This is a genomic window from Deinococcus sp. KSM4-11, assembly GCF_004801415.1.
GTDB lineage: Bacteria > Deinococcota > Deinococci > Deinococcales > Deinococcaceae > Deinococcus.
On sequence record NZ_SSNX01000001.1, the window covers coordinates 1,207,931 to 1,233,377 of the forward strand.

The following is a 25,447-nucleotide window of genomic DNA, read 5'->3' on the forward strand; positions in this document are numbered from 1 at the left end:
CGGGCTGACGGGCAATGCGACCACGTCGAAGAAACGATCCGGAGGCCCCGGCACCTTCATGGTTTGCCCATGAACACAGGGTCAGTGCTGGGCGCCGCCGATCAGCGGCAGGGCTTCCAGGCCCGCGAAGTCAGACGGAATGTACAGGCTGCCCTCTGTGATCCCCTGCTCGGCGATGGCGTCCAGTCGGGCTGCCAGGGCGGCGGCGTCCATGGTTCCATCCAGGAACTCGCGGTGGGCGCCGATCACTGCCGTGACCTGTTCAGGGGTCTCGTGCACGAATTCCAGCCGGTAATCCCGCAGGCCCGCGTCCAGCCAGAGGGGCAGGTGCGGGGCACCCACCTGGGCACGGCCCTCGAACACCGTGTTGCGGCAGCCGACATCCGCCATGACGGGATGTTGCACGCCGCGATCATCGCGCAGGGCGATCTTGTGGGTCTCGCAGGGGTGGCCGCAGTTCGTGTAATCCGTGCCGGTGCTCAGGAAGCGGCAGAACACGCAGTGCTCGGTATGGAAGACCGGCAGATGCCCGTACGCGATGACTTCCAGCCGGTCCGGGCCGACCAGACCAGCGAGTTCCGTGGTCTGCGCTGCGTTCAGGTCGTGGGTGGGCGTCAGGCGGGTCAGCCCCAGCTCCAGCAGGGCGCGGGCGGTCAGGACGTTCGCGGCATTCAGGCTGAAGTCCCCCGTGAGCGGGGCGTCCGTGGCCCCCTGCAGGCCCTCCAGCAGGCCACCGGACCGGACCAGCAGGCCCGCGTCCAGCGACAGCAAGAACTTCTGGAGGTTCTGCTCGGTGGGCTTCAGGATGCGTGGGCTGGCCACACGAACCTCGATGCCGGCGGCCTTCACGCGTTCCACACTGGGTTTGAGGCCGTACAGCTCCAGGTAATCCAGCGTGATCGAGTCCGGGCGGGTGTCGAGGGCGGCCTCCAGCTGCTCGGGCGTGCGTACCAGGACGTGCAGGCGCGCGTGGCCCGGAACTTTTGCCCTATCCGGCGCGGGCAGGGCCGCCAGCGTCGCGTCGAGCTGCGGACGGATCCTCCGCTCGGGAGCTGCTCCGCGCGCTTCTGTGAGCTGGGCGACCGCGTCCCGGCGCAGGGCGTTCAGGCTGCTGACGGGCAGGAAGCCCTCGCCGCGCAGACCCGTGCTCAGCAGGTTCAGGTGGTAGCCGGTGCCACCCAGCTTGCCGAGTTGCTCACGCAGCGTGCCCTCGTCGAGCGCGCGGTTGCGGGCGGGGGCCAGCGGATCGGGCAGCGTGGCGGTTGCGCTGATGCCGTGCTCGTCCGTCAGGGTCAGGGCGGGGCGCTCCCCCACGTACCCGCGGAAGTGCGCGGCCACCGGGCGGGTGTACACGGGGTCGCCGGCTTCCGTGAGGGGCTTGACCCGCGCGTCCAGGGTGGGGTCGTGCGTGCGCCACACCGGGTCGCCCACGCGCACGCGGGCAGGATCGACGGCGCCGCGCCCGAAACGCAGTTCGTACGTGCCGCCCGCGTGAATGTCCTCGGTCTGCGCGCCGCCCTGCCACAGGCCGTACAGGAACCCGCCCTCCTCGCGCCCCTCCGGGGCGCGCCAGTTGGCAGGGTCGAAGACCAAGCCGTCACCGGGCTTAATGGGCTCGGACAGGGTCACCAGCACGCCGCGTTCGGCCGTGCCAGTGACGGTGGCCACGCGCACGCCCCGGTGGCGGGGAGCGCGGCCCCGCACCACGGTCTGGTGGTTGGTGCCCGCCATGAAGTGCGGCCCGAGTCCACGCGAGTACACCTGCTCCAGGTCGCGCTCCTCCTGCTGGGTGACGCTCAGGGGCAGGCCCGCCCACGCTTCGTCAACGGCCTTGCGGTACGCGGCGGTGGTCAGGGCGACGAACTCGGCGTCCTTGTAGCGGCCCTCGATCTTCAGGCAGTTCACGCCGATCCGCACGAGATCCGGCACCTGATGCAGCGCGTACAGGTCGCCGGGCGACAGCAAGTAACGGGCGTCGCCCAGGTCGCGGCGGTGGCCGTCCACGTACAGGTCGTACGGCAGGCGGCACGCCTGCGCGCACTGCCCCCGGTTGGCGCTGCGCCCACCCCAGGCCTCGCTGGAAAAACACTGTCCGGAGTAACTGACGCACAGCGCGCCGTGCACGAAGGTCTCCAGCTCCAGATCCGTCTGGGTGGCAATCCGCTCGATGTCCCGCAGGCTCAGTTCGCGGCCCAGCACCACGCGGCTCGCGCCGAAGCGCCGAGCGTGCTCGGCCCCCTCGGCAGACGTGACGCTCATCTGCGTGCTGCCGTGCACGGGCAGATCCGGGCAGATGTCGCGGATCAGGCGGGCCACGCCGTGATCCTGCACGATCAGGGCGTCCACGCCGGCCTCGGCCAGCGTCATGACCTGTCGTTCGGCCTGCCGCAGTTCCCTGTCGAACACCAGCACGTTGAAGGTCACGAAGGCCTGCACCCCGCGCGCGTGCAGGCCGCGCATGATCTCCGGCAGCGCCTCGGCCTCGAAGCCGACCTTCGCCCGGGCATGGAAGCCGGCGCCCGCACCGTCCGAACGCCCGTGGCCGAAGTTCACGCCGAAGAACACGGCGTCCGCCCCGGCTTCTACAGCGGCGCGCAGTTGCGGCTCACCGCCCACGGGGCTCATCACTTCGGGTTTCACGCGGGGCCTGGGCATAACGCGCCAGTGTAGCGGGTCAGGGGATGGGTGGTGGGCGACGCGCCCCACACTTGCCCCTCAGGTGGTCGGTGCGGGGCGCGCGGTGTGGCCGGTCAGCCGCTGACGCCGCTGTGTTCCGCGCTGCTGCCGACGGCCGGAGCCGTCCACTGCGTGGGCGTGTGACCGGCGCGCACCAGCAGGACGGGAACCGGCGCGGCGTGCACGACTGCCTCGGCCACCGAGCCGATGAGCACGCGGCCCAGGCCGCTGCGGCCGTGGGTGGACATCACGATCAGGTCAGCCCGTTCGGCCGCGACCGCCTTGAGGATCATCTGCGCCACACTCTGGCCCTTCGCGGCGTCGATCCGCACGCGGGCGCCGGGAACGCGGCGGGTGAGGTCGGCACGCACGGCGTCCGCCTCGGCGGCGAGGGCAGCGGGATCGGAGACGGGGGCGTAGGCGAATTCGCCCGCGAGGGCCAGGACGGGATCCACCTGCACGTACAGCGTGACGAGTTCGGCGTGCAGGGCGTCCGCGAGCGGCCGGGCGTGGTCGAGGGCAAGGTGGCCGAGATCGCTGCTGTCGGTGGTGACCAGAATGCGTGTCATGGTGGTTCCTCCCGCCCTGAGCGTCCGCCCGCGCCATTACCGGAGGATTACGGCGTGAGCCACCGGGCCGCCGCGCGGGTGGCGAGCGGCATGAACAGGTACGTCATGGACGGCACGATCACGAGCATCTGCGCCAGGGCGCGCAGCCCCAGCGGCCACGACGCGACGTGCGGCAGCAGCAGCAGGGTCACGCCCACGCTGACCGGGTACAGCACCAGCAGGGTCAGCAGGGCCATCTTCCAGCGGGGCGGCTGGCGCAGGGTGGGCGCGGCGGGCGGCGTGAACCAGAAATCCAGTCCCGGCTGCCGCTCGAAACTGAGCTGGTCGTCCACCAGTCCGGAGATGGTGTCCAGCCACAGGCCGCGTTCCGGCGAGAGTTCCCACGCGGCGGCGCTGCCCAGCGAGTCGAAACGCGCCACCACCGTGTACTCGCCACTGCCGCCCGTGGGCCGCAGGATGCCGTTGCCGCGGAAGCCGGGGACGCGCGTGAGCAGGTCGCCCAGGCGTTGCAGGGCCTCCTCGTACGCGCCCTCCTGGCCGGGGCGGATCCGGCGGCGCACGACCAGCGTGACGGGATCGGTGGGCGGCGAGTCGGGCAGCGTCACGCCGGCCAGCATATCGGCCTGGGCGGGCGCGCTACGCTGCCGGGCATGATGCGCGTCGTGTTTGTGGGGGATGTCTTCGGCCAGCCGGGCCGCCGGGTGCTGGCCGCGCAGTTACCGCACCTGAAACGAAGTGCTGACTTTGCCATCGTGAACATGGAGAACTCGGCCGGGGGCTTCGGCATGCACCGCGAGGCCGCCGATGGAGCGCTCGCGGCAGGCGCGGACTGCCTGACGCTGGGCAACCACGCGTGGCACCACAAGGACATCTACGCGCTGATGGGCGACGAGGTGAAATACCCCATCGTGCGGCCCCTGAACCTCAGCGATCCGGGAGCGCCCGGTGTGGGCTACCGCTCCTTCGACGTGAAGACCGGCACGGGAACGGAGCGGCTCACGGTGGTGAATATCCTCGGTCGGGTGTTCATGGAAGCGGTCGCCAATCCCTTCCGGGCCATGGACGACCTGCTGGAACGGGCCGACCTAGGCGCGGTGTTCGTGGACCTGCACGCCGAGGCGACCAGCGAGAAGCAGGCGCTCGCGTGGCACCTCGACGGCCGGGTGGCCGCCGTGATCGGCACGCACACCCACGTGCCCACGGCGGACACGCGCGTCCTGCCGGGTGGCACGGCCTTCCAGGCGGACGCGGGGTTTACCGGCCCGCACGACTCCGTGATCGGCTCGGAGGTGCACGGCCCGGTGCAGAAGTTCCTGACGGAGCGCCCGCACCGCTTCGGGGTGGCGGCGGGCCGGGCGGAACTGAATGCGGTCTTTGTCCAGATAGAGGCGGGCAAAGCGGTGGGGGCGGAGCGCTACCGTTACGTCGAGGAATGAACGGCTGGGCGGAGAGCGCCGCCTGTCCCGTTGCACGGCGGCCCGTCCGGGGCGGCATACCGTAACGCACAGTCCCACGCAGGGCCTGGTGGGTGGGGAGGACTGAAGCCATGAGTATCCGGAGCGATGTAAATCTGCTGGGCCGCACGCTGGGCACGGTATTGAAGGAGCAGGAGGGCGAGGCCTTCTTCGATCTGGTCGAGCGCACGCGCGCCCTGGTGCGCGAGGTGCGGGCGGGCGGCGACGACACGGAACTGCGCGAGATGATCGGGGGCCTGTCCGGCACGGACGCCGGGAATCTGGCCCGGGCCTTTACGTGGTACTTCCAGCTTGTGAATCTCGCCGAGGAGTACGAGCGGGTGCGGGTGCTGCGCGCTGTGACGGGCGTGCGTCCGCAGAGTCTGGAACAGGCCCTGACGGACCTCAAGGCGCAGGGCCTGAGCGCGCAGGACGTCGAGGCGCTGATCGAGCGGGTGGATCTGGGCCTGACCTTCACGGCTCACCCGACCGAGATGCGCCGCCGCACCATCCGCAACCACCTGGTCGAGGTGGCCCGCGCCATTCCCGACCTGTCGGACGAGGGCGCGCTCGATCAGGTGACGGCCCACGTCGAGGCGATGTGGACGACCCCCGAACTGCGCCGCCTGAAGCCCACGGTGCTCGATGAGGTCAAGGGCGGCCTGAACTACATCACCAGCATCGCGCGGGCCCTGCCGGAACTCCAGCGGGACCTGCGCCGCGCCTTTAAGCAGGTGTACGGCGTGGATTCCGAGGCGGCCGTACCCCTGCACTTCTCGTCGTGGATGGGCGGCGACCGCGACGGCAATCCCTTCGTGACGCCCGAGGCGACCCGCGAGGCCCTGGAAGTTCACCGCGAGCGGGCCCGTGAACTGCTGCTCGAGGCCGTGCGGCAGGCGTACGCGGACCTCAGCCAGGAGGAAGGCGGACACGAGGGCTACCGCGACGAGCTGCGCAGCATCCACAACGCCGTCCGCGATGGGAAACCGGTGGAACTGGGCGCCCGGCTGGAGGCGCTGCACGAACGGCTGCACGCCGACGGCCAGCACCGCTCGGCCGACACGCTGCTCACGCCGCTGCTGGTTCTGACGCGGGTCTTCGGGCAGCACCTGGTGAGCCTAGATCTGCGCGAGCACTCGGCGCAGACGGGCGCAGCCGTGGCGCTGCTGCTGCGCGACGCGGGCGTGGAGGCCGACTACCTGGGGCTCGCGGAGCATGCCAAGCAGGAACTGCTGGCCCGCGAGCTGCGCTCCCGCCGCCCGCTGTGGCCCGCGGGCGAAGCGCTGCCGGACGAGCTGGAAACGGCCATCGGCCCGATCCGGGAGGTGCAGACGGCCGCGCGGATCTCGGGGCCACTCGCCTTCGGCCGCTACATCGTGTCTATGTCCGAATCCGTCAGCGACGTGCTCGAACCGCTGCTGCTGGCCCGCGAGGTGGGGTTCAAGGTGCTGCCGGTGCCGCTGTTCGAGACGCTGGAAGACCTCGACAACGCCCCGCATGTCGTGTGGGAGCTGCTGAGCCTGCCCGAGTACCGCGCGGTGCTGGGTGATGGTGTGCAGGAGATCATGCTCGGGTATTCCGACTCGAACAAGGACGCGGGCTTCCTGGCGGCCAACTGGGCGCTGCACGAGGCGCAGCGGAAGATCAGCGACGTGTGCCGCAAGGCCGGCGTGCACTGGCGCTTCTTCCACGGGCGCGGCACCAGCATCGGGCGGGGGGGCGGCCCGGCGTCCCGCGCGATCCTCGGGCAGCCGGCGGGCACCATTGACGCAGGGCTGCGCATCACGGAGCAGGGCGAGGCGCTGGCCGACAAGTACTCGCACCCGATCCTGGCGCGCCGCAACCTGGAACAGGCCCTCTACGGCCTGCTGCTGGCCGCTGCCCGCACCAACGACGACCTGAATCCCGTCTGGACGGACGCGCTGGAACGCGCCGCGAAGGCCAGTGCCGCTGCGTACCGCGACCTGGTCGACGATCCGGGCTTCCTGCCGTTCTTCGAGGCGGTCACGCCCATCCACGAGATCGCCCGGCTGAATATCGCCTCGCGCCCGGTCCGGCGGCCCGGCGCGCCCACACTGCACAACCTGCGCGCCATTCCCTGGGTGATGAGCTGGACGCAGAACCGCGCGAACCTGCCCGGCTGGTACGGCCTGCGTGAAGGCCTGAAGGTGATCGGGCCGAGTCTGGCCAAGGAGATGTACGCCGGGTGGCCCTTCTTCCGCACGGTGCTCGACAACGCGCAGATGAGCCTCGCCAAGAGCGACCCGTTGATCTTCGACGAGTACCTGCGGCTGGTGGGCGAACACCCGCTGGCGGAACAGGTGAAGGTCGCCTACCAGGACACGGTGGCGCTGGTGTCCGGGGTGGTCGGCGCGGAACTCCTCGGCAACGAACCACGACTCAAGGAGAGCATCAGCCTGCGCAACCCGTACATCGATCCCATCCACCGCATCCAGGTCGAGCTGCTGCGCCGCGCCCGCGCGACCGAGGGGGGTCTGGACGAATTCGAGCGGCCCCTGCTGCTCAGCATCCAGGGCATCGCGGCGGGGGTCCGCAACACCGGCTGACCTCAGGACTCAGTGTGCGGCCAGGACAGCGCTGTCCTGGCCGCACGCCTCCATCACCATGTGACCGCCCTGCCATAGGCCAGGAGAGGCGAACGGGCGGCCCGACTGTTTTGCGCTGGCACGGCACCGGGCGCGGCGTGAGGGCAATGAAGGTCAGGGTGAAGTCGGTCACCGCGACGGGTGTGTAAATCTCGCCCACCGGAATGAACAGGCTCTCGCCCGGCCCCTCTTCCACGGTCTGGTTCCCCACCGTGACCCGCATGATGCCGGCGTGCATCACGCTGACCTCGGCGAAGTCGTGCACGCTGTCCACCGACGTCTGTCCGGCCGCCCAGCTCCCCACGGCGATCTGGCCGGCCAGGGTCGGAAGACGGTAGCCAGCGTTGGGGGCCGGGGAGTGTTTTTCCGTGTCACACAGTGTCCGGCCACCCGGATCCTTGGCGCCGGACTCGTCTGAGGGCCGATATCCCGACGCTATCCGCGCGCCAGCAGCACGAAGCTGAGGGTCACGTCCTCGACGACCTCCGCGCTGTGCAGTTCGCCTGCTGGGATAAAGGAGACGTCCCCGGCCCGCAGGGTGGCGGACGTGCCGCCGCTGGTAGCCCGGAGCACACCGCGGTGGATGAAGCTGATCTCGTCCTGTTCGTGCGTGGTGGGGGGCAGGATGGTGCCGGCTGGAAAATGGATGGAACCGACCTGTGCGGGAAGGCCGATCAGGTCGGCGCGTTGGCCGGGAGTCAGTGAATGGAGTTCCACCCGCCCAGCCTGCGCCGCGCGGGACGCCGACGCAAGGGTGGGCAGGCACTACCATGCGCGTATGCGCTCACTTCTGCTGGGTGCGCTGCTCGCCGTGGGTGTGGCGGGCGCGCAGACCTCGTCCCTTCCGTCCTTCGAGGGCCAGGTGATCTACCAGGTCATGCCGGACCGCTTCGCCGACGGCACTCCGGACAACAACCAGGGCGTGAACCTGAACGACCCGCGCGCATGGCATGGCGGGGATCTGGCGGGCCTGACCGGGAAGCTCGACTACATCCGGGCGCTCGGGGCCACCGCCGTGTGGCTCACGCCGGTCTACCAGCAGCAGGCCGTGAATTCCTTCGACACGGCGGCCTACCACGGGTACTGGCCGGCGGACTTCCGGGCGGTCGATCCGCACTTCGGGACACTCGCGGACTTTGGGACGTTCGTTCAGGCAGCCCATGCGGACGGCCTGAAGGTCGTGCTGGATCAGGTGATCAACCACTATGGGTACGAGGCCGCGGCCGTGAAGCTGCGCCCGAACTGGTTCACCACGGACGCCGACTGTCAGGCGAGCACCGAGAAGGACATCGACTGCCCGCTGGCGGGCCTGCCGAACCTCAAGCAGAGCAACCCGGAGGTGCGTGACCTGCTGCTCGGCAACGACGACTTCTGGCGCTCGCAGGGCGTGGATGCCTTCCGCTACGACGCGATCAAGCACGTCGAGCGGCCGTTCCTGAGTACGCTGTTCGCGAAGGATCGCACGGCCGGCACGTGGACGCTGGGCGAGTGGTACGACGCCGACACTGGCACGGTCGCGGACTGGCAGAAGGCGGGCCTGGATTCCCTGTTCCTGTTCAGCCTGCAGGGTGCCATGAAGGCGTCGATCATGAACGGGCAGGGACTGGACGCGGTGCGGGCCGTGCTCGACCGCCAGGGGGAACTCGTGCGGCCCGGCGAGGTCGCCCTGTTCCTCGACAACCATGACCTGCCACGCTTCGCCCAGGGCAGCCTGTTCGAGGACGTGGGACGGGAACGCACGAAGTACGGTCTGCGCGCCCTGATGACCCTGCGCGGCGTCCCCGTGATCTGGCAGGGCACCGAGATCGCCATGCGCGGCGGGGCCGACCCGGACAACCGGCGCCAGATGCGCTTCGAGGCCCAGTGGACGCCCGACGAGAAGGCCGTGTACGACGTGACCCGAGATGCCATCGCCGTGCGCAGGGCCAGTCCGGCCCTGAGCCGGGGCTACCTGAAGCTGCTGCCGGTGCCAGACGCCAGCGCCGGCACCCTCCTGCTGTTCACCCGCACGGTGGACGGGCAGCGCGTTTTGGCCGCGTGGCACAATGGAAAATCCCGTACGACCTACAGTCTGAAACTCGCCGGGCTGGACCTGAGTGTGGGCGACCTGAGCGCCGTGAAGTCCCTGTTCGCCGGTCAGGACGCGAAGGTCAGCGTCAAGGGCGGCTACCTGCACCTGAGCCTGCCGCCCCAGGATGCGGCCGCCTTCACCCTGCCCTGACGTCCATCACGACAGCAGCGGCCTGGGAACACTCCAGGCCGCTGCGCCACCCCGTGGTTCAGGGAATGCGGTCGATCTCGGACAGGGACGTCGAGGTGGCGTCCACCCGCTGCCGCTGGAGTTTCAGCAGTTCATCCTGATCGAGGGCGGTGTGGGCCATCACGATTGTCTCGCACAGCAGCATCATGGACGCGCTGACGCTGCCGGGCAGGCACTGGGTGCCGGACTGGCGCAACACCACGCCGCTGCGGCCATCGGTCAGCACCAGCACCTCGGGGCCGACCAGCATGCCCGCCACATCCGGCACCCGCCACGTGCGGGCGCGGGACGCCATCAGTTCCGCGCGCCAGTCGTCGGCCGACGCGCCCTGCCCGGCGCCCGGCACCGGCACCCCGTCGCAGAAATCGTGCAAGAGGTCGTGGATCACCTGTCCATCTTCGGGCGACAGGCGGATCAGGGTGCGCACGAGGTCATCGCGCTCCAGGTCGCCGCCCTGCCACGCGAGGATGCGGGTGCGGATGGCTTCGGAGGTCAGTGTGGTGTCTGGCATGGGAGTCACGGTGTGTACAGGAATAGAGGCGGAAGTCGGCGGTCTGACGCACTCTAGCGCGGCCTGGACCGGCGAGCGGAAGCCCGGCTAACCGACCCGCGCGTCGTCTGGCCGGCGGATGCTCAGCACCCGGCTGGCCCCGGTCTGGTCGGTGGTCACGCCCCACAGGGCCTGCGCGACCTCCATGGTCGCCTTCTGGTGTGTGACAAGAAGGAACTGCGCGCCGCGCGCGCTGAAGCGTTCCAGGAAGGCCGTGAAGCGCCGGATGTTCGCCTCGTCCAGGGGGGCGTCCACCTCGTCGAGCACGGCCAGCGGCAGGCCGCCCGCGCTGCCCTCGCCACCCGCGTGGTTCAGCGCGAACAGAAAGCCCAGGCCCGCCATGGTGCGTTCCCCGGCCGACAGCAGCGTCATGGAGCGCGTGCGTTTGCCCCTGGGCTGCACGGCCAGCCGCAGCCCGGTCAGGCGGCCCGTCGCGTCCTCCTCGGCTTCCAGGTCGCCCTCGCCGCCCAGGAGTTCAGCGCTGTACTCCTGAAAGGCGGCATTCACGCGGACATACGCGGCGCGCGTGGCGACGCCCTCGGCGACCTCCAGCTCGGTGAGGTGCGAGCGCAGTTCCTGGGTGGCATCGGTCGCGTCCTGCACCTCGGCCTGCTGGGCACTCAGGGACGCGAGGGCCTCGGCGTGCTCGGTCTCGGCGCGGGCGTTCACGGGGCCGAGGGTGTCCAGATCGGCGCGGGCACGGTTCAGGGTGGCCGTCCATTCGCGGGGCGTTCCTGGCGGCAGCGCGCCGGGCGGGACATCTTCCAGGCTGCCCTGCCGTCGGGCAATCAGCAACCGCTGGTCATCCAGGCGGGCGCGGAGCTTGTTCTGCGTGCCGATCAGCGTGGCATAGGTCTGGGCGGCGGCCTCACGCGCCTGCTCGGCGCGCGGGAATTCGTGCTCGTCCAGGCTGCCCAGGCTCAGCTCGCGGCGCGCGACTTCAGCCTGCGCGGCCTCCAGATGCGTCTCCTGCGTGGTGGCCGCTCGGGCGTTCGCGTCCAGGCGGGTGCGCAGAGCGGCGGCGCGGGCCTCGGCGGCCCGCCAGGCCCGCCACGCGGCATCCAGTTCCCGTCCCAGCGCCAGGGTCTCGGCGCTGGCCCGCTCGGCGGCGCGACCCGCCTCGGCCGCCTGACGGGCCGCCAGCGCTTGGACGTCCAGGGTCTCCAGATCCACCGGAGGGTGTAGAGCGCCGCCGGGCTCCGGCAAACCAGTCGGCGTGAGGCGACCCAGCAGGCGTTCGCGGGTGGCGTCCAGGCTGCGCGCCTGCGCGTCCAGTTCCGCCACGCGGCGTTCGGCATCGTTCTCCTCGCGGGCCGCGCGTTCACGGGCGGCGAGCAGCTGGTCATGCTGGGTGCCCGCGGCGTCGAGCATGGCCCGCGCGGCCGCGAGTGCCGTATCGAGGGTTCCGCTCTGCACGCTGGCCGCTTCCAGTTCCGCGTCGAGTTCCTGGAAGCGGCGCTGATCCGTCAGCACGCCGCCTGCCGCGTCGCGCAGGCGGCCCCCGGTGATCGCGCCGCCCGGTTCGACGAGTTCGCCGTCCAGCGTGACCAGTCGTGGCCGGCTGGAATGCGCCCGCGCCAGCCGGTTCGCGGTTCGCAGGTCGTCCACGACCAGGGTATCGGCCAGGATCGCCTCGGCGACCAGGGGGGGATCGCTGGGGCACAGGTCGGCGAGGTTCCCGATCACGCCCGCCTCGCGCAGGAGGGCCGCGTCTCGGCGGGGCCGGGCACGGATCAGGTCGAGCGGCAGGAAGGTGGCCCGGCCGCCCGCGCGCTTCAGTTCATCGATGATCTCGCGGGCATCGTCGGCCCGCTGCACGACCACCTGTTCCAGGCGGCGGCCCAGCGCGGCGCCCAGCGCGACCTCGTAGTCGGCCGGAACGCTGAGCAGATCCGCGACGGAACCGACGATGCCCGGATGGTCGAGCCGCAGGGCGTTCCTGGCGCCCTCACCGTAGCGCGCGTAGGAGTTCAGGGCGGCTTCCAGACGCTCCCGCTCACGGCGCAGCGGCGCGAGGCTGGCCTGGAGGCGGGCCAGTTCACCGCTCAGGTGGCGCTCGCGGGCCGTGTGGGTCTCACGCTCGTCGCGCAGGGCGGCGTAGGCGTGCTCGGCGTGTTCGCGGGCCACGCGGGCGAGGTTCAGGCGCTCCCGGGCCGCCTCCAGCGTGTCCAGTACCTGTTCGAGGTTGCCCTGCGCCCGGTCGAGTTCGGAGCGCAGCGTCTCGCGGCTGGCGTCCTCGCGGGCATGCAGTTCCGCCGTGCGGGCGGCCTGAACCCGCGCGGCGTTGAGGGTTGCGTCCAGGGCGCGGGCCTGTCGCTCGGCCGCCTCGGCATGGGCGCGGGCATGCGCGGCGCCGGCCTCCAGGGCCGCGAGATCCGGAGCGGCCTCGGTGGGCGCGCTGGAAGGCAGGCTGGCCAGTTCGGCAGCCAGCGCAGTTCCCTCCTGCCGGAGGTGGTCGCGGTAGCGTTCGGCCTGCGCGGCGGCGTCACGGGCCGCGCGCAGGGTGTCCAGCGCTCCGGCGTGGGCATCCCGGCGGGCGCGGGCGTCCTGCGCCGCCTCCCGGGCGTCCTCGACGGCGCGGGCGGCCGCCCGCACCTCGGCCCCTAGGACGCCGCTGCGGGCCTCCAGGGTCTGCACCTCGGTCTCGGCAACGTGGATCTCGCGGCGCAGGCCCGCCTGCCGTTCCCGGCGCAGGGCGTCGTCCAGCAGCAGGACGGTCGCTGTGAGCTGCCGGTGGGTACGGGCACCCTGCGCGGCGCGTTCCAGACGGGCGACCGCAGCCTCACGCTCGCCCAGCAGCAGGCGCAGGCTGTCCAGGTGCGCATCGGCCTCGCGCAACCGCGCCTCGGCCTCCTGGCGGGCACTCACCGCGCGGGACAGGCCGGCCGCCTCCTGCAGGTACCCGAGCAGGGTGCGGCCCTCGGCCTGCACGACGCCGCTCACCTCACCCTGACCGATCACGGCCAGACCCCCCGGCCCCAATCCGGTACCACGCAGGGCCCCCTGCACGTCGCGGACGCGGGCGCTGCGGCCGTTCAGATCCTGCTCGCCGGTGCCGTCGCGGTAGACCCGCCGCGAGAGATTCACACGGCCTTCTGGCGTGTAGAGTTCCACCTGGACTTCCGCGAGTCCCAGGGGGGCCTTGCCGCCGCTGCCGTGGAAGATCAGCTCCGTACCGCGTCCGGCCCGCAATTCCCGCGCGCGGGCGTGGTGCGTGGCCCAGCGCAGCGCCTCGACCACGTTGCTCTTGCCGCTGCCGTTCGGGCCGATCACGGCGCACACGCCGGGGCCGAACTCGAGGCGGGTGCGGTCGGCGAAGGATTTGAACCCCTGAAGGGTGATGGACTGCAGCATGAATGTGGGGAACACAGAACGTTCGGGGGTGGGCTGGGCGACCTCCCCGCCGGCACCGTTCAGGGAACCCGTCCTCCTGTACCCACCCCGGTCACTGATCGGCACAGTCCTGGCGGGTGAACGGCTCGCGCAGATCCATGTGGCCCAGCGTCTCGACCGGCTTGCCGTTCAGCACGAAGCTCACGTCCTGCCCCCGCGTGTCGAGCAGGGTGCGGGTGATGGTGCACAGCAGCATGCGCTCGCCACTCGTGCCGTACCGCAGGGTGCTGTATGCGGCGGGAAGATCCACGTAGTAGTGCGTGCCGCGGACATAGACCTTCGGCGTGGCCGTCCCCCTGGGCACGGCACCGAGGTGCCCGGACTGGCTGGGGCCGGCCGCCCACACGCCCAGCGTGGCCTGGGCGATGGCGGCGGGCGTGCGCTGGGTGACCTGCACAGTGCGGGTCTCCGGGATCAGACGCTGCACCTGCGCGTCGGTGAAGTACACCTTGAGGCTCAGGGCCGTGCGCTCCGCGAGCTGGAGTTTCGGGGCGTCCGGTGCGGGCGGCACACGCTGCACCGCCTGGGACGCCAGCACCGCCACCGCCAGCAGAATGGCGCTCAACACATTGAACAGCGACAGCAGGCGCCTCATGGCGTGCTCCCGGGCGTCGCGGCCGAGAGGTTCGCGTTGTTATTCGCGCGGGCCGTGAGATAGACGGCCACCGAGCGGGCCACGGCGGTCGCCATGACCTCCAGGCGCGAGGGAACCCCCAGATTCGCCAGATCCGAGGCGCTGTTCACCCAGCCGAGTTCCAGCAGCAGCGCCGCCTGCGGCGCCTCGCCCAGAGTGATGCTGCGCGTGGTGCCTTCCCGCCGCGCGCTGACGCCGCCGCCCTTGAGTTCACCGCGCAGCAGGTCGCCCAGCCGACGGGAACTGCCGGTGCCCGCCACGACCAGGGCGCCGTACGGCGGGGCCTCGCCCGCGCGAATGTCGTTCACGATCTGTGCGCTGGCGCGGCCGGTCTGCTCGTACACGGTCACGCCGCTGCGGGCCGAGTTCGGGAAGCGGCCGAGATCCAGCGCGATGTAGACGTCGCTCTGGCGGGCGAGTTTAAGGGTGTCGTCCAGGCTCAGGGCGCTGCTGGGATCGCGCGTCACCTGCACCTGCCAGCCCTGCTTGCTGAGGAGTTCCGCCGCCCGGCGCGCGACGTCCAGGGTGGAGTCGCGGCCCACGCCGGGCACGCGGGCCGGATCGAGCACGATCAGGGGCCGGGTCACGCGGGTCAGCAGGTCGGGACTGCTGCGTGGTACGCCCGGACCGGCGTCCAGCACGATCCGTACGCCCGTCTCCCGGACGACCTTGAAGGTGCGGTAGCCGTCGGTGGCGGGCAGGGGCACGGTCAGGGTCAGGTCGCTGCCGACGCGGGCGACCTCGGCGCTGGGCACGAAGGCCCCGCGCGTCGTGTACCGGCGCGCCTGACCGCTGAGGCTGCGCAGGGTAAGCACCACGCTCGCGCCGCGCCGTTCGTCCACGACGTCCACGTCACGGCTCAGATCGAGCACCAGCCGGTCGCTGTCCTTGCCCGAGCGACTGCTCACGCCCAGCAGTTGCGCAGGCGCCAGCGTGAACGAGCCGTTCTGGTAGGTGGCCCCCAGGCCGCTCGCAAGCGTGTCCAGCGGCAGGTAGAGGTGGCCGTTGACCAGCGTGGCAGACCGGGCCTGTCGGCGCTCGGTATCGAGCTGCACGGTGTTGAAGTCGGTCGTGGCGCGGCGCTGGTTCTCGTCGAGCGGCAGCAGCAGCGTGTGGCCCAGGCCGGTCACGGTTACGATGCCGTCTCCCTGCGTGATCTTCAGCAGGCGGCCCAGGATGGTATCGCTGGCGTACTCGGCGCCGTACAGCTGGATACTCTGCACGGTCTGGCCCGCGAGGTTCAGCTGCGTGAACGCCACCTGCGCGCCGCCCAGCCCGGCCAGCAGCGAAGCGGCGAGCGCGGTGCCGCCCAGTAGCACCAGGAACCTCAGGCGGGAGGACAGGCGTGGAGAAAGGGATCGGATCACAGCTCGCGCAGCTCCCGCCGCATGGTCTTGTCGGCCTCCGCGCGGCGCTTGTCGTGCAGCTTCTTGCCGCGTGCGAGGGCCAGTTCGATCTTGAACACCCGGCCCTTCTGGTACAGGCGGGTGGGCACCAGGGTCAGGCCCTTCTGCTCCAGGCCGCGCCGGAGTTTCATGATCTCCTCGCGGTGCAGCAGCAGGCGGCGGGTGCGGCGGGGCTCGTGGTTGTTGTACGTCGCTTCCATGTAGGTCGGGATGTACAGGCCCTCCAGCTCGATGTTGCCGCCCGTCAGGCGGGCGAAGGCGTCGCGGAAATCCACGCCGCCCGCCCGGATGCTCTTGACTTCGCTGCCCGTCAGGGAAATGCCCGCCTCGAAGCGCTCCAGCAGTTCGTACTCGTAATGAGCGCGGCGGTTCGTGTACACGCGCGGCATTCTAGCAGGCGAGCCTGAGAAGGCCGTCCACCATCCGGCCTACTTGCGGGGCGGCTGGCTGGGCCGCACTTCCACCCGGCTGGGCAGCGTCCGCTCCGGCATCTTCAGCAGGTTCACGGTGAGCTGCGCGATGTCCTCCGGCTGGATCTTCCAGGCATCGGCGTCCGACGGCGTATGCCCGGCGAAGTGCGTGGCGACGCTGCCCGGCATGATCTGCGTGACCTTGATGCCGTGCTGGCGCAGGTCGAGCGTCAGGACTTCCGAGAGGCCGTTCAGTCCGAACTTGCTGGCGTTGTACGCGCCGCCGCCCGCAAAGGGATTCTTGCCCGCCAGGCTGGACAGCGTGAAGATGTAGCCACCCCTGACCTTGAGGGCGGGAATGGCGGCCTTGACGGTGTAGAACGCGCCGCTGAGGTTCGTGTCGATCACGTCCCGCCACTGCTCGATGGTCAGATCCGCGACGTTGGCGAAGTTGCCCACACCCGCATTCACGAACAGCACGTCCAGCCCGCCGAAGGCTGCCACGTGCGCGTCCACCTCGCGTTGCAGCGCGGCCGGGTCGCGGACATCGCACACCACGCCGCGCGCGCCGTGACCGATCTTCGTGGCGGCGTCCGCGATCTCTGGGGCGCTGCGGGCCGTGATGGTCACCGCGTAGCCGGCCCTGGCGAGCGCCTCGGCCACCGAATAGCCGATGCCCTTGCTGGCCCCCGTGATGAAGGCGCTCCTGCCCGTGGTCGTGGTGTTCCCTGTCATGACGCGACCGTAGCACGCGTGCCCGGCGCCGATTGCTGCCGCGCACGCGAACGCCGGGCAGCGGCGCTCAGGGCAGCTGCGCTGCGTAGAAGTCCACGATGCCGGCCGCGATCGCCTGCGCGAACCGCTCCTGCCCGGCCACGCTCTGCAGCACCCGCAGGTTCCCGGCGTCGGTCAGGTAGGCCGTCTCGACCAGAATGCTGGGCTGCGCACTCGGACGGGTCAGGGCCAGGAACGCGCCGCCCTTGAGGCCCTCGCCGGGGCCGAGTTCCGGCAGGGTGCGCCGCAGGCTCGCGAGCACCCGGACGGCCACGGCCTGGGCCTGCGGGTGCGTGTAGTAGACCTCCGGCCCCCGGAGACCGCGCGGATCGCGACCGTCCGGCAGGGCATTGGCGTGGATGCTGACCAGCAGGTCGGCGCGGGCCGCCTCGGCCGCCAGGCCCCGCTCGTACAGGCCCAGCGTGACGTCGGCGGTGCGGGTCAGCACGACCGTGGCCCCCTGCGCCCGCAGCAGCGCCGCGACCCGCAGGGCGATGGGCAGCACGAGGTTCTTCTCCGGGGTACGCAGACTGCCCGCCCCGCCCTTCTGGTTTCCGCCGTGGCCGGGATCGAGGGTGATCACACGCCTCTGGAGGGGTCGCCGGGAATCGAGCGTGGGCGGGCGCCGAACCGTCACGATCAGATCGCTCCCCTCGTAGCCCGTCTGGAAGCCCCAGGCCTGTCCCGCCGCGAGCGTCAGGGTCACGAGCGTGACACCCGGCAGTCCGGGCTGCACGTCGACGCTGCGGAGCAGGGGATCTGTGATGTCCGCGAGGCCACCCAGCGGCGTGGCAAAGGTGCCGTACAGCGTGAGGAGCAGCTGCGAGCCGCCCGCGCGCTGCTCGATGGAGTAGGGCACCCGCACGCCCCCGAGGGGCACGCGCACCCGGAGATCCCCCGACACTGCCGGCGGAACCGGGTCGGGTGCGTCGGGGATCGGCAGAGGGGTCAGGTCAGGAACGGCTTCCGTCGCTCCCGCCGCGACAGGGGCAGGAGTCGCCTGGGCCAGGAGCAGCGGGGACGGACGTGGGCTCGGCATGGACGCGAGTTCGACCGGCCCGTCCAGCGTGATCATCCCGCCGAGCGCGACCCCCAGGCGTCCCGCCGTCAGGTCGAGTTGCGCGGCGGTGGCCAGCGCCGAGAGCCCCGGCGCGAGCCGCACCCGCAGATCCTCGCCGACCCGGCCCACTGCCGTGAAGGTCATGCCGTCGCGCGGGTACAGCAGGGGTTGACCGTCCAGATCGGTCAGCAGGGTCACGGCGTCGTTCAATGCCTGGCCCTGCACGGTTCCCGCCCGCTCGGTGGCGAGGCGCGGACCGGCGGGCGTACTGGTCAGGCGGCCGGGCGCGGTGGCCGTGACCGTCTTCCCGTCCCGGCCGCGCAGGCTGACGACGACAGCAGCGTCCAGAACGCGTGCCGTGGACGGCAGGGTGTAGACGGCCGCGTAGGTTCCGGTCGGCCCCTCGGTCATGGGCACGGGCGGGCTGCCGGCCAGGCGGTACGTGGCCCGTCCGCCCGGCGAACCCTGGAACGAGACGCGGATGGTCCGCTCGTCGGGGAGGTCGTTCGCGGCGTCCCAGTACGTCCGGGACAGCCTCGGCGTGACGCTGCCCGCGTCGATGGCCGTGGGCCGGGCCGGCCACACCCGGGGGGCCGGGCGGGTCACGCGCAGGGTGCCCGTTCCCGACTTGCCCCCGCGGGTCGTCAGGAAGTGCAGGGTGTTCACGCCGGGACGCAGCGGCCACCACTCCATGAACAGGCCGTCCGGGCCGACCGTCACGGCCTTGCCGTCGATCCGCAGGTCGGCCCCTGGACTCACGCTGCCCTCCAGGATGACGTGGTCGAAGGGTACGGTCGCGCCGGGATCCGGATACGCGACGAACACGTCAGGCGCCCCGGATGGCGTGGCGGGAGCCGCCGCCTGCCCTCCTGACAGGGTGAGGAGCAGAAACGCGGCGAGCTGCCGCATGGACGGGCGCATCCGACAGGTGTAGCACGGGCTTCGCGGCAGCAAATGAGCCGGCCCGGCCGCCGCGGGGGCGTATGCTGGGTGGACTCATGAACGACGTGCTGGTAGAGACGTACGAGGCGGCCCTGCCCGAGTACGAACGCCTGCGTGACGCGGCCGTCGCGCACACGAACGCCCTGCTGGCCCCCTCCGGCCTGAACATCCACCACGTCACCGGCCGCGTGAAACGGCCCCTGAGTCTGGCGGACAAGTTGCTGCGCAAGCCTGGTCAGTACCACACGCTGGACGAGGTCACGGATCTGGTCGCGGTGCGCGTCATCACGTACTTCGAGTCGGATGTGGCCACCGTGTCCAGGCTGGTCGAGCAGGCCTTCGACGTCGACTGGGAGCATTCCATCGACAAGAGCAAGATGCACGACCCGGATCGGTTCGGGTACATGGGCGTGCATTACGTGGTGCGCCCGCGACCGGATGGAACCGACGGGAGTGCCGTCCCGGATCGGCAGTTCGAGATCCAGATCCGGTCGATCCTCCAGCACGCCTGGGCCGAGATCGAACATGACCTGGGGTACAAGAACCGCGCGGCCGTGCCGCGGGAGGTCAGCCGCCGCTTCTACCGGCTGGCGGGCCTACTGGAAATGGCCGACGAGGAGTTCATGACCCTGCACCGCCTGTCCCAGCATTACGCCTCTACGCTGCCCGAGCGCGTGCGCGACACGCCCGACAGCGTGTTCATCGACGCGCAGAGCCTGACCTTCATGATGGAAATGCCGCCGGTCAGGACGCTGGACGAGCAGGTGGCCGGCGCGCTGAACGTGCTGCTGCTCACCGGCTGGCCCGACCCGGAACGCCCGCAGCGGCTGGCGACGCTGCTGCAGTACGTGGGCGTGAACTCGGTGGGAGCGTTGCAGAAGGAGCTGCGCCGGCACGGTTCGGAGATCGTGGCCTTCGCCGCCGAGCTGATGCCGCGCCTGCGCGACGTGTGGTTCCCGGTCGGGGGCGTGCGGCCCGGCACCAGCGTGGTGCACTTCGCGCTGATGCGCGCCTGCGCCAACCCGTCTCTGAACCCGCAGGAGATCGTGCAGGCGCTTGATCTCAGCAGCGTCCGCGCGACCGCCCACCTCGTGGACACCGTGCGCGCGACGTATGCCGAGGTGACCCGCTCCCGCGCGGGCTAACCCATTGCTGCACCCGGGATTCGCAGGCCAGGCCAGTGGTGCAGGTGGGTGGGACTGGCCAGTTGGGCCATCGAACCGAGCTGCGGGTCAGCCGCTCCCAGTGCCGTTCGCCCGCAGGGCCGCGAAGGTGTCGCGCAGGACTCGCCGGGCCTCGTGGGCCCGCACGCCGGTCGTGACGGTAGGCCGCACTCCCCAGTGGTGCGCCAGGACATCGGTGACGCCGCCCAGCGCACCCGCCTTGGGATTCGCCGCGCCGAACGCGATGTGACCGATCCGGGCTTCCAGTGCCGCGCCCAGGCACATCGGACACGGCTCCAGCGTGACGACCAGCGTGCAGCCGGTCAGGTACGGCGTACCGAGCGTCGCGGCGGCGTTCCGCAGGGCCTCCAGCTCCGCGTGGCGGGTCATGTCCGCGTGCTCGCGGCTGCGGTTGCGGCCCCGTCCGACCACCGCGCCGTCCGATCCCAGCACGACCGCACCGACCGGCACCTCCTGCGCAGCGGCCGCCTCGTGGGCCAGGGTCAGCGCCTCCCCCATCGCCGCATGCAGGGGCTCGACGGATTCGGCGGTTCGTTCGCGGGCGCCCACCGCCCAGATGGGTGCAGTCAGGCCCACCCACTGCACCGCTCCGTTCTCGTCCACGATCACGGACACGCGGTCCCGGTCGCCGCGCGGCACCCGGCGATCCGTGAGCACGTCGCTGAGCTTGCGGGTGCCGCCCGGCAGGTGGATGCGGTCACCGGCCTGCCGGGTGCGGAGCGTCCAGCCGTCCGGCAGCGAAAAGGCTGGAGCTGCACCCACCGCCGAATCCAGGTGCAAGTGGCTGCCCGTGACCGTGACGTCCCGGCCACCCGGCAGCGTGAGGTGTGCGGTCTGACCTCCTTGCAGCGCGGCGGCCAGGGCTTCCACCTGTGGGGCATGGACGTCCTGCCGGGCAGTTGCGAGTTCCTGACGCACCCAGCGGCGCAGCACGGCCAGCGACATCCGCGCTCGCGGCGCATGTGGAGTCAGCTGCCGCGCCGCGCCCTGCAGGGCCGCGTCGTCCTGGGCCTGATAGCGGGCCAGCCGCGCGAGGGCCACCTCCAGACCGGGAAACCGCTCCTCCAGCTGCGGCATCACCTGCGCCCGCACCCACGCGCGGGTGTAGGCAGGATCGGCGTTCGACTCGTCCTCACGCCAGTCCTGACCCTGGGCACGCAGGAAGGCCTCGATCTCCTGGCGGCCCACGTCCAGCCACGGGCGACGCAGGGGGCCGCGCTCAGGCTGGATGCCGCCCAGCACGGCCTCTCCTCTCAGCACCTGCATCAGCACCGTCTCGGCCTGATCCCGCCGGGTGTGGGCGGTCAGGATCGTGTCGGCACCGTGGGCACGTGCCACCCGTGCCAGGAATTCGTAGCGGATGCGCCGGGCGGCGTCCTCCACGTTCCAGCCGCGCCGCGCCGCCACGGCCGCCACATCGACCCGCGTGGTCTGGAAGGGCACGTCCAGCCGCACGGCCAGGGCCGCCACCCACCCGGCATCTTCAGCCGATCCGCGGCGCAGTGCGTGATCAAGGTGCGCCACCACGACCCGCACCCCGCCGTGGTGCAGGGCGAGCAGCAGGGCCACGGAGTCCGCACCGCCCGACACGCCCGCGACCACCCGCCGACCCGCGAAGCCGGCCAGGGGGCGGGCCAGCGCAGGAGGTACGCCGGCCAACGGAGAACGGAGAGCGGCACGTTGCACAGGCCGCATTGTAGGAAGGCGGAGCCATCCATGCCGACCTGGGTTTACGGAGCCGATCACCCCCGCCGGGCGCGGTCTCAGGTTCACGGTCTTTCCAGGGGAAGGCCGGTAGACTGTGGGCATGAGTGTCCGTCCTGGTGCCCCCGCACCCCTGTTCGAGAAACGCAGTGACGACGGTCGGGTGATTCGACTGGCGGACCTGCGTGGACGCTGGGTGGTGATGTTCTTCTACCCGCGTGCCCACTCGGCCGGCTGCTCGATCGAGGCGCAGCGCTTTGAGGCGGCGCTGCCGGAGTTCGAGCGGCTCGGCGCCGTGGTGATCGGCGTGAGCACGGACACCGAGGCCAGGCAGGCCCGCTTCCGGGACACCTGCTCGCTCAGCTATCCGCTGCTGCCCGACAGCGACCGCAGCGTGTGCCGCGCGTACGGGGTGCTCGGCCCGCTGGGGGGGCTGCTGAACATGGCCGCGCGGGAAACGGTGTTGATCGACCCGAATGGCGTGGTGGCGGCCCGCTGGCGCAACCCGAACCCGGCCGCCCATGTTCCTGCGGTGCTGCGCGCCCTGGAGGGCCATCCCGGCGACGTCCCCCAGGCCATACCCGGCACCTGACGCATCTGTTGGGCGGGAGGGCGTCCGGACGCTACCTGGAGGTCATCCTCCCCTGAGGAACGTCAGCGACTCCTGGTACAGCATCTCGGTCGTGTCGAGGCTGGCGAAGGTGTGGGTGCCGCCGGGAATGGCGGTCGCGTCGCAGCCGAGCGCTCGGGCATAGCGCACTCCGTACTCGGGCGGGCAGACTTCGTCGGCGTCGCCGTGGAGGACGTGGGCCACGCCGCCCCAGCGGGCCGCCACGTCCAGCGGGCGCTGGCGCAGCATGTCCTGGTAGAAGGCCCGGCCGACCGGCCAGCCGCCCAGATCCGCGACGGTGGCCGGCATCTGACCGCCGGGCAGACGCGGCAGCCACGCGTCGGGCAGGGCTGGAGCCCACAGCAGCAGCCGGTGGGCCAGCGCGTCCGGCGCGGCGAGCGTGGCGACCAGCCCGCCCATGCTGAAGCCCAGCAGCATGACGCGCAGCGGATCGATGCCCGGCTGCCGCCGCAGGTAGGTGACCGCTGCGAGGGTGTCCTGCACCTCCGTCCCCACGGTCACGTCGCTGAACTCCCCGTGGGATTCGCCACTGCCCCGGCAGTCGAAGCGCAGGCTGGCGATGCCCTGCGCGGCCAGGCGCCGGGAAAACCGCACGAACAGGCGCTGGGCCTCGATGCGGTTGCCCGTGAAGCCGTGCACGAACACCACGGACGGCCAGCCGCTGGCCGGGGCGTCGGCATCCGGCGTGTGCACCATGCCGTACAGGCGGCTGCCATCGACACTGAACTGCGCAAAACTTTCCACGCTCCGAATTCTGCCACCGCCGGGTGGCCGCGCCCTACACTCCGGGCATGTCGCCGCTCCCGCTGCCCGTGATTCTCGATGGTGACCCTGGTCTGGACGACGCGGTCGCGTGGTGGCTGGCCCTGGCCAGCCCGGAACTGGATGTGCTGGCCGTCACCACCGTGCATGGCAACGTGCCGCTGACGCTCACGACCCGGAACGCCGGGGTGGTGCTGGCCCTGGCAGAGGCGTCCGTGCCGTACCACGCGGGGGCCGACCGGCCCCTGGTGCGCGGCAGCGTGACGGCCGCGTCCGTTCACGGAGCCACCGGCCTGCCGGCCGCAGGACTGCCCGAGCCCGCCCGGCCCCCGGAGGCGGAACACGCGGTGCAGACAATGATCCGCGTGGTGCGCGCCCGGCCGGGGGCCGTGACCGTCATTGCGACTGGCCCCCTCACGAACGTGGCGCTGGCCTTCCGGCTGGCTCCGGATCTGCCGGGACTTGTGCGGGAGGTCATGTGGATGGGCGGCAGCACCGCTCAGGGCAACCGCACGCCGGCCGCGGAGTTCAACGCCCTGGCCGACCCGCACGCGGCGCGGATCGTGTTCGAGTCCGGGGTGCCGCTGCGGATGGTGGGACTCAACGTCACGATGCAGTGCATTGCCACGCCGGAGCGGGTGCAGGCCCTGCGCAACCTGGGCAACCGGGCTGGAACCGTAAGTGCCGAGTTGCTCACCTTCTACGCCGGCGTCTACCGCGAGAAGTACGGCTTGAATGGCGGAGCGCTGCACGATCCGCTGGCGGTCGCGGCCGTGATCTGGCCTGACCTGCTGACGTGGGCGGCCATGGACGTGCAAGTCGAGGTGCAGGAGGGCGCGAACCTGGGCCGCACGACCTGTGACCTGTACGGTGTGACAGGCCACGTAGGTACGGCACGGGTGGCCGTGGGGGTAGATGACCCGGCCTTCTTTGCGCGGCTGCTGGAACGGCTCGCCACTCTGCCGTGACCGTCTGGACGGTGAAGTGTCCTGATGCCGCTTCAGGTCAGGTCGAAGTCCAGGCGCAGTGAGGTGACCTCACGGGATCCGTGGGTCGATGGAATCGGGGGCGTTCCGGCGAGTAAGGCCTCTTCTTCTGGCGCAGGGAGCGCAGGAACGGGCACGTTCGGCAGGTCGGCGGGAAGGCCGGGCACATCTGCGCGGCGCAGCAGCGTCACGGCACCCTGGTGGGCGTTCATGCGAACGAAGGCGTCCGGCTGCATCCACTCCGGGCGGCGGCCCCGCAGGCCCACGGCCGGTCGTCCGACGCTGCGTTCGTGCAGGGCGGCCGGGGACAGCGGTCCGGCCCGGTCGAGGATCACGGCCGCCGCTCCCGCCAGCTGTGGCCACTGCCAGGGGCGCACGTCGGCGCACAGCGCAATACGGCCCTCCGGGACGGGCTGACCGGGAATCCACTGGTACAGCAGGCCGTCGCGCACGCCAGGCGACAGCGGCACCACCGGATAGTGCCGGTCGACCAGCGTCCAGGTCGGAACCTGTGGCGCAGGCGAGTGTTGCAGGCGGCGCAGCTGGGTCAGGCCGCGCAGCGTGGCGGGATCCAGCGTGCCGTCGAGCGCGTCGCGCAGTTCGGTGGGCGTGAGCCAGCGGGCATCGGCCGGGCGGATCAGCCACCCGGCCTCGGTGAGCAGCGCCGCCGCCCGGACGGCTGCCCGGATCAGGTCACGGCGGGCCTGTCGCTGAGCGGCCTGGTGGGCGTACAGCGCGGCGTGCTGCGCGCGGGCCGCCTCGACCAGACTGCGGGCCGCCCCGCGCCGCGCGCCCGTCAGGGTGGTCATGAGCTGCTGAAGGGCGGCGTCCGCGCTGTGCGCGCCGGAACCGCCGGTCGCATTGAGGCCGCTGAGAAGCTCCAGGTGCAGGACATTGCGCTGCTCCAGCCAATGCCAGCTCACCGCGCGCAGCGCCTCGGTGGCCAGCACGGCGTTGTACGTGGTCAGGGTGTCGGGGTCGTGGTTCAGGCGCTGGATGGCCCGCGACAGCTGCGTGGCCGGTGACACCGCCGCGCCGACTTCGGCTGCGCCCCGGACCGTGGAACCGGACGAACTGCGCGACCCCAGGGCCGCCTGATGGAGCAGGTCCAGTCGCGGCCGGGGCGCGGGCACAGCCGGTTCCTCCAGTTCGACGGTCACGCCCAGGGCCAGCTGGAAGGCCACTGCCTGATCCCGGTTCAGCGGCGCGGTCAGGGCGTCCAGGTGCGCGGCGTGAAGGTACAGGCGACCGCCCTGCTGCGAAAGCAGGCGCGTGCTCAGGCCGTCCGGATCGCTCAGGTTGAGGGCCTGGAGGAGGGTGCGGGCCTGACCTTGCAGGATCAGGCGCACGATCCCCAGTTCCAGGGGACAGAGGGCGGCCGGGTGGTCGTCCAGGGGAAGCCACCGGGTGGACGGCCGGGTGGGTGCGGGAGCTGCGGTCATGGGC

20 protein-coding genes are annotated in these 25,447 nt (G+C 71.3%); 6 read left to right on the top strand and 14 right to left on the bottom strand.

All coding sequences use genetic code 11. The features are described 5' to 3' along the window. Positions 1–81 precede the first annotated feature (81 nt). The 3 genes from E7T09_RS06040 to E7T09_RS06050 form a co-directional block, all read right to left on the bottom strand. Positions 82–2,655, bottom strand: coding sequence for a U32 family peptidase (locus tag E7T09_RS06040; protein ID WP_168734713.1), 2,574 nt, complete (start codon positions 2,653–2,655; stop codon positions 82–84). 95 nt (positions 2,656–2,750) lie between these two features. Further along, on the bottom strand, positions 2,751–3,245 hold the full coding sequence (locus E7T09_RS06045) for a universal stress protein (protein ID WP_136388178.1): 495 nt from the start codon (positions 3,243–3,245) through the stop codon (positions 2,751–2,753). A 47-nt stretch (positions 3,246–3,292) separates the two neighbouring features. After that, positions 3,293–3,850, bottom strand: a complete 558-nt coding sequence (locus tag E7T09_RS06050) for an antibiotic biosynthesis monooxygenase (protein WP_240741636.1) — start codon at positions 3,848–3,850, stop codon at positions 3,293–3,295. A gap of 45 nt (positions 3,851–3,895) precedes the next feature. Between E7T09_RS06050 and E7T09_RS06055 the strand changes: the two genes are divergently transcribed. Both E7T09_RS06055 and E7T09_RS06060 read left to right on the top strand, forming a co-directional pair. After that, entirely contained in the window at positions 3,896–4,681 is a 786-nt protein-coding gene (locus tag E7T09_RS06055; protein WP_136388180.1) for a TIGR00282 family metallophosphoesterase, read from the top strand. Between the two features lie 110 nt (positions 4,682–4,791). Then, positions 4,792–7,266 carry a phosphoenolpyruvate carboxylase gene (locus E7T09_RS06060; protein WP_136388181.1) on the top strand — a complete coding sequence of 825 codons (2,475 nt, stop codon included), beginning with the start codon at positions 4,792–4,794 and terminating at the stop codon, positions 7,264–7,266. A 474-nt stretch (positions 7,267–7,740) separates the two neighbouring features. On the opposite strand, the gene E7T09_RS06065 is transcribed toward E7T09_RS06060, so the two are convergent. After that, positions 7,741–8,022: a cupin domain-containing protein gene (locus E7T09_RS06065; protein ID WP_168734714.1), complete on the bottom strand. Its 282-nt coding sequence runs from the start codon at positions 8,020–8,022 to the stop codon at positions 7,741–7,743. 61 nt (positions 8,023–8,083) lie between these two features. On the opposite strand from E7T09_RS06065, the gene E7T09_RS06070 reads away from it, so the two are divergent. Then, the gene (locus E7T09_RS06070; protein ID WP_136388183.1) at positions 8,084–9,526 is read left to right on the top strand and encodes an alpha-amylase family glycosyl hydrolase; all 1,443 of its coding nucleotides are present in this window, start codon (positions 8,084–8,086) and stop codon (positions 9,524–9,526) included. 58 nt (positions 9,527–9,584) lie between these two features. Here E7T09_RS06070 and E7T09_RS06075 read toward each other — a convergent pair whose 3' ends face one another. From E7T09_RS06075 to E7T09_RS06105, 7 genes are all read right to left on the bottom strand, one after another. Further along, complete coding sequence (locus tag E7T09_RS06075) at positions 9,585–10,076, bottom strand: hypothetical protein (RefSeq protein ID WP_136388184.1); 492 nt, start codon at positions 10,074–10,076, stop codon at positions 9,585–9,587. Positions 10,077–10,163: 87 nt separating this feature from the next. Next, positions 10,164–13,469, bottom strand: coding sequence for a chromosome segregation SMC family protein (locus tag E7T09_RS06080; protein WP_136388185.1), 3,306 nt, complete (start codon positions 13,467–13,469; stop codon positions 10,164–10,166). 91 nt (positions 13,470–13,560) lie between these two features. Next, on the bottom strand, positions 13,561–14,103 hold the full coding sequence (locus E7T09_RS06085) for a GerMN domain-containing protein (protein WP_136388186.1): 543 nt from the start codon (positions 14,101–14,103) through the stop codon (positions 13,561–13,563). Then, positions 14,100–15,509 carry an N-acetylmuramoyl-L-alanine amidase gene (locus E7T09_RS06090; protein ID WP_370293732.1) on the bottom strand — a complete coding sequence of 470 codons (1,410 nt, stop codon included), beginning with the start codon at positions 15,507–15,509 and terminating at the stop codon, positions 14,100–14,102. Before E7T09_RS06090 ends, E7T09_RS06085 begins: the two co-directional genes overlap by 4 nt. Further along, the gene (smpB, locus tag E7T09_RS06095; protein ID WP_136388187.1) at positions 15,506–15,937 is read right to left on the bottom strand and encodes an SsrA-binding protein SmpB; all 432 of its coding nucleotides are present in this window, start codon (positions 15,935–15,937) and stop codon (positions 15,506–15,508) included. Before smpB ends, E7T09_RS06090 begins: the two co-directional genes overlap by 4 nt. Positions 15,938–15,976: 39 nt before the next feature. Further along, positions 15,977–16,693, bottom strand: a complete 717-nt coding sequence (locus E7T09_RS06100; RefSeq protein ID WP_136388188.1) for an SDR family oxidoreductase — start codon at positions 16,691–16,693, stop codon at positions 15,977–15,979. 67 nt (positions 16,694–16,760) lie between these two features. Beyond that, positions 16,761–18,713 (bottom strand): N-acetylmuramoyl-L-alanine amidase, encoded by a 1,953-nt coding sequence (locus E7T09_RS06105; RefSeq protein ID WP_240741637.1) that lies wholly within the window; start codon positions 18,711–18,713, stop codon positions 16,761–16,763. A 77-nt stretch (positions 18,714–18,790) separates the two neighbouring features. Between E7T09_RS06105 and E7T09_RS06110 the strand changes: the two genes are divergently transcribed. Then, positions 18,791–19,879 (top strand): GTP pyrophosphokinase family protein, encoded by a 1,089-nt coding sequence (locus tag E7T09_RS06110; RefSeq protein ID WP_136388189.1) that lies wholly within the window; start codon positions 18,791–18,793, stop codon positions 19,877–19,879. 87 nt (positions 19,880–19,966) lie between these two features. On the opposite strand, the gene tilS is transcribed toward E7T09_RS06110, so the two are convergent. Beyond that, entirely contained in the window at positions 19,967–21,604 is a 1,638-nt protein-coding gene (tilS, locus tag E7T09_RS06115) for a tRNA lysidine(34) synthetase TilS (RefSeq protein WP_240741638.1), read from the bottom strand. 121 nt (positions 21,605–21,725) lie between these two features. Between tilS and E7T09_RS06120 the strand changes: the two genes are divergently transcribed. Further along, entirely contained in the window at positions 21,726–22,214 is a 489-nt protein-coding gene (locus E7T09_RS06120) for a peroxiredoxin (RefSeq protein WP_136388191.1), read from the top strand. Positions 22,215–22,256: 42 nt separating this feature from the next. Here the strand turns inward: E7T09_RS06120 and E7T09_RS06125 are convergent, their stop codons facing one another. Beyond that, a complete protein-coding gene (locus E7T09_RS06125) occupies positions 22,257–22,997 on the bottom strand; it encodes a S9 family peptidase (protein WP_136388192.1) in 741 nt (246 codons plus the stop codon). 47 nt (positions 22,998–23,044) lie between these two features. Here E7T09_RS06125 and E7T09_RS06130 point away from each other — a divergent pair, with 47 nt between their 5' ends. Continuing rightward, the gene (locus E7T09_RS06130; protein ID WP_136388193.1) at positions 23,045–23,983 is read left to right on the top strand and encodes a nucleoside hydrolase; all 939 of its coding nucleotides are present in this window, start codon (positions 23,045–23,047) and stop codon (positions 23,981–23,983) included. Positions 23,984–24,015: 32 nt separating this feature from the next. On the opposite strand, the gene E7T09_RS06135 is transcribed toward E7T09_RS06130, so the two are convergent. After that, positions 24,016–25,443, bottom strand: a complete 1,428-nt coding sequence (locus E7T09_RS06135; RefSeq protein WP_136388194.1) for a hypothetical protein — start codon at positions 25,441–25,443, stop codon at positions 24,016–24,018. Positions 25,444–25,447 lie beyond the last annotated feature (4 nt).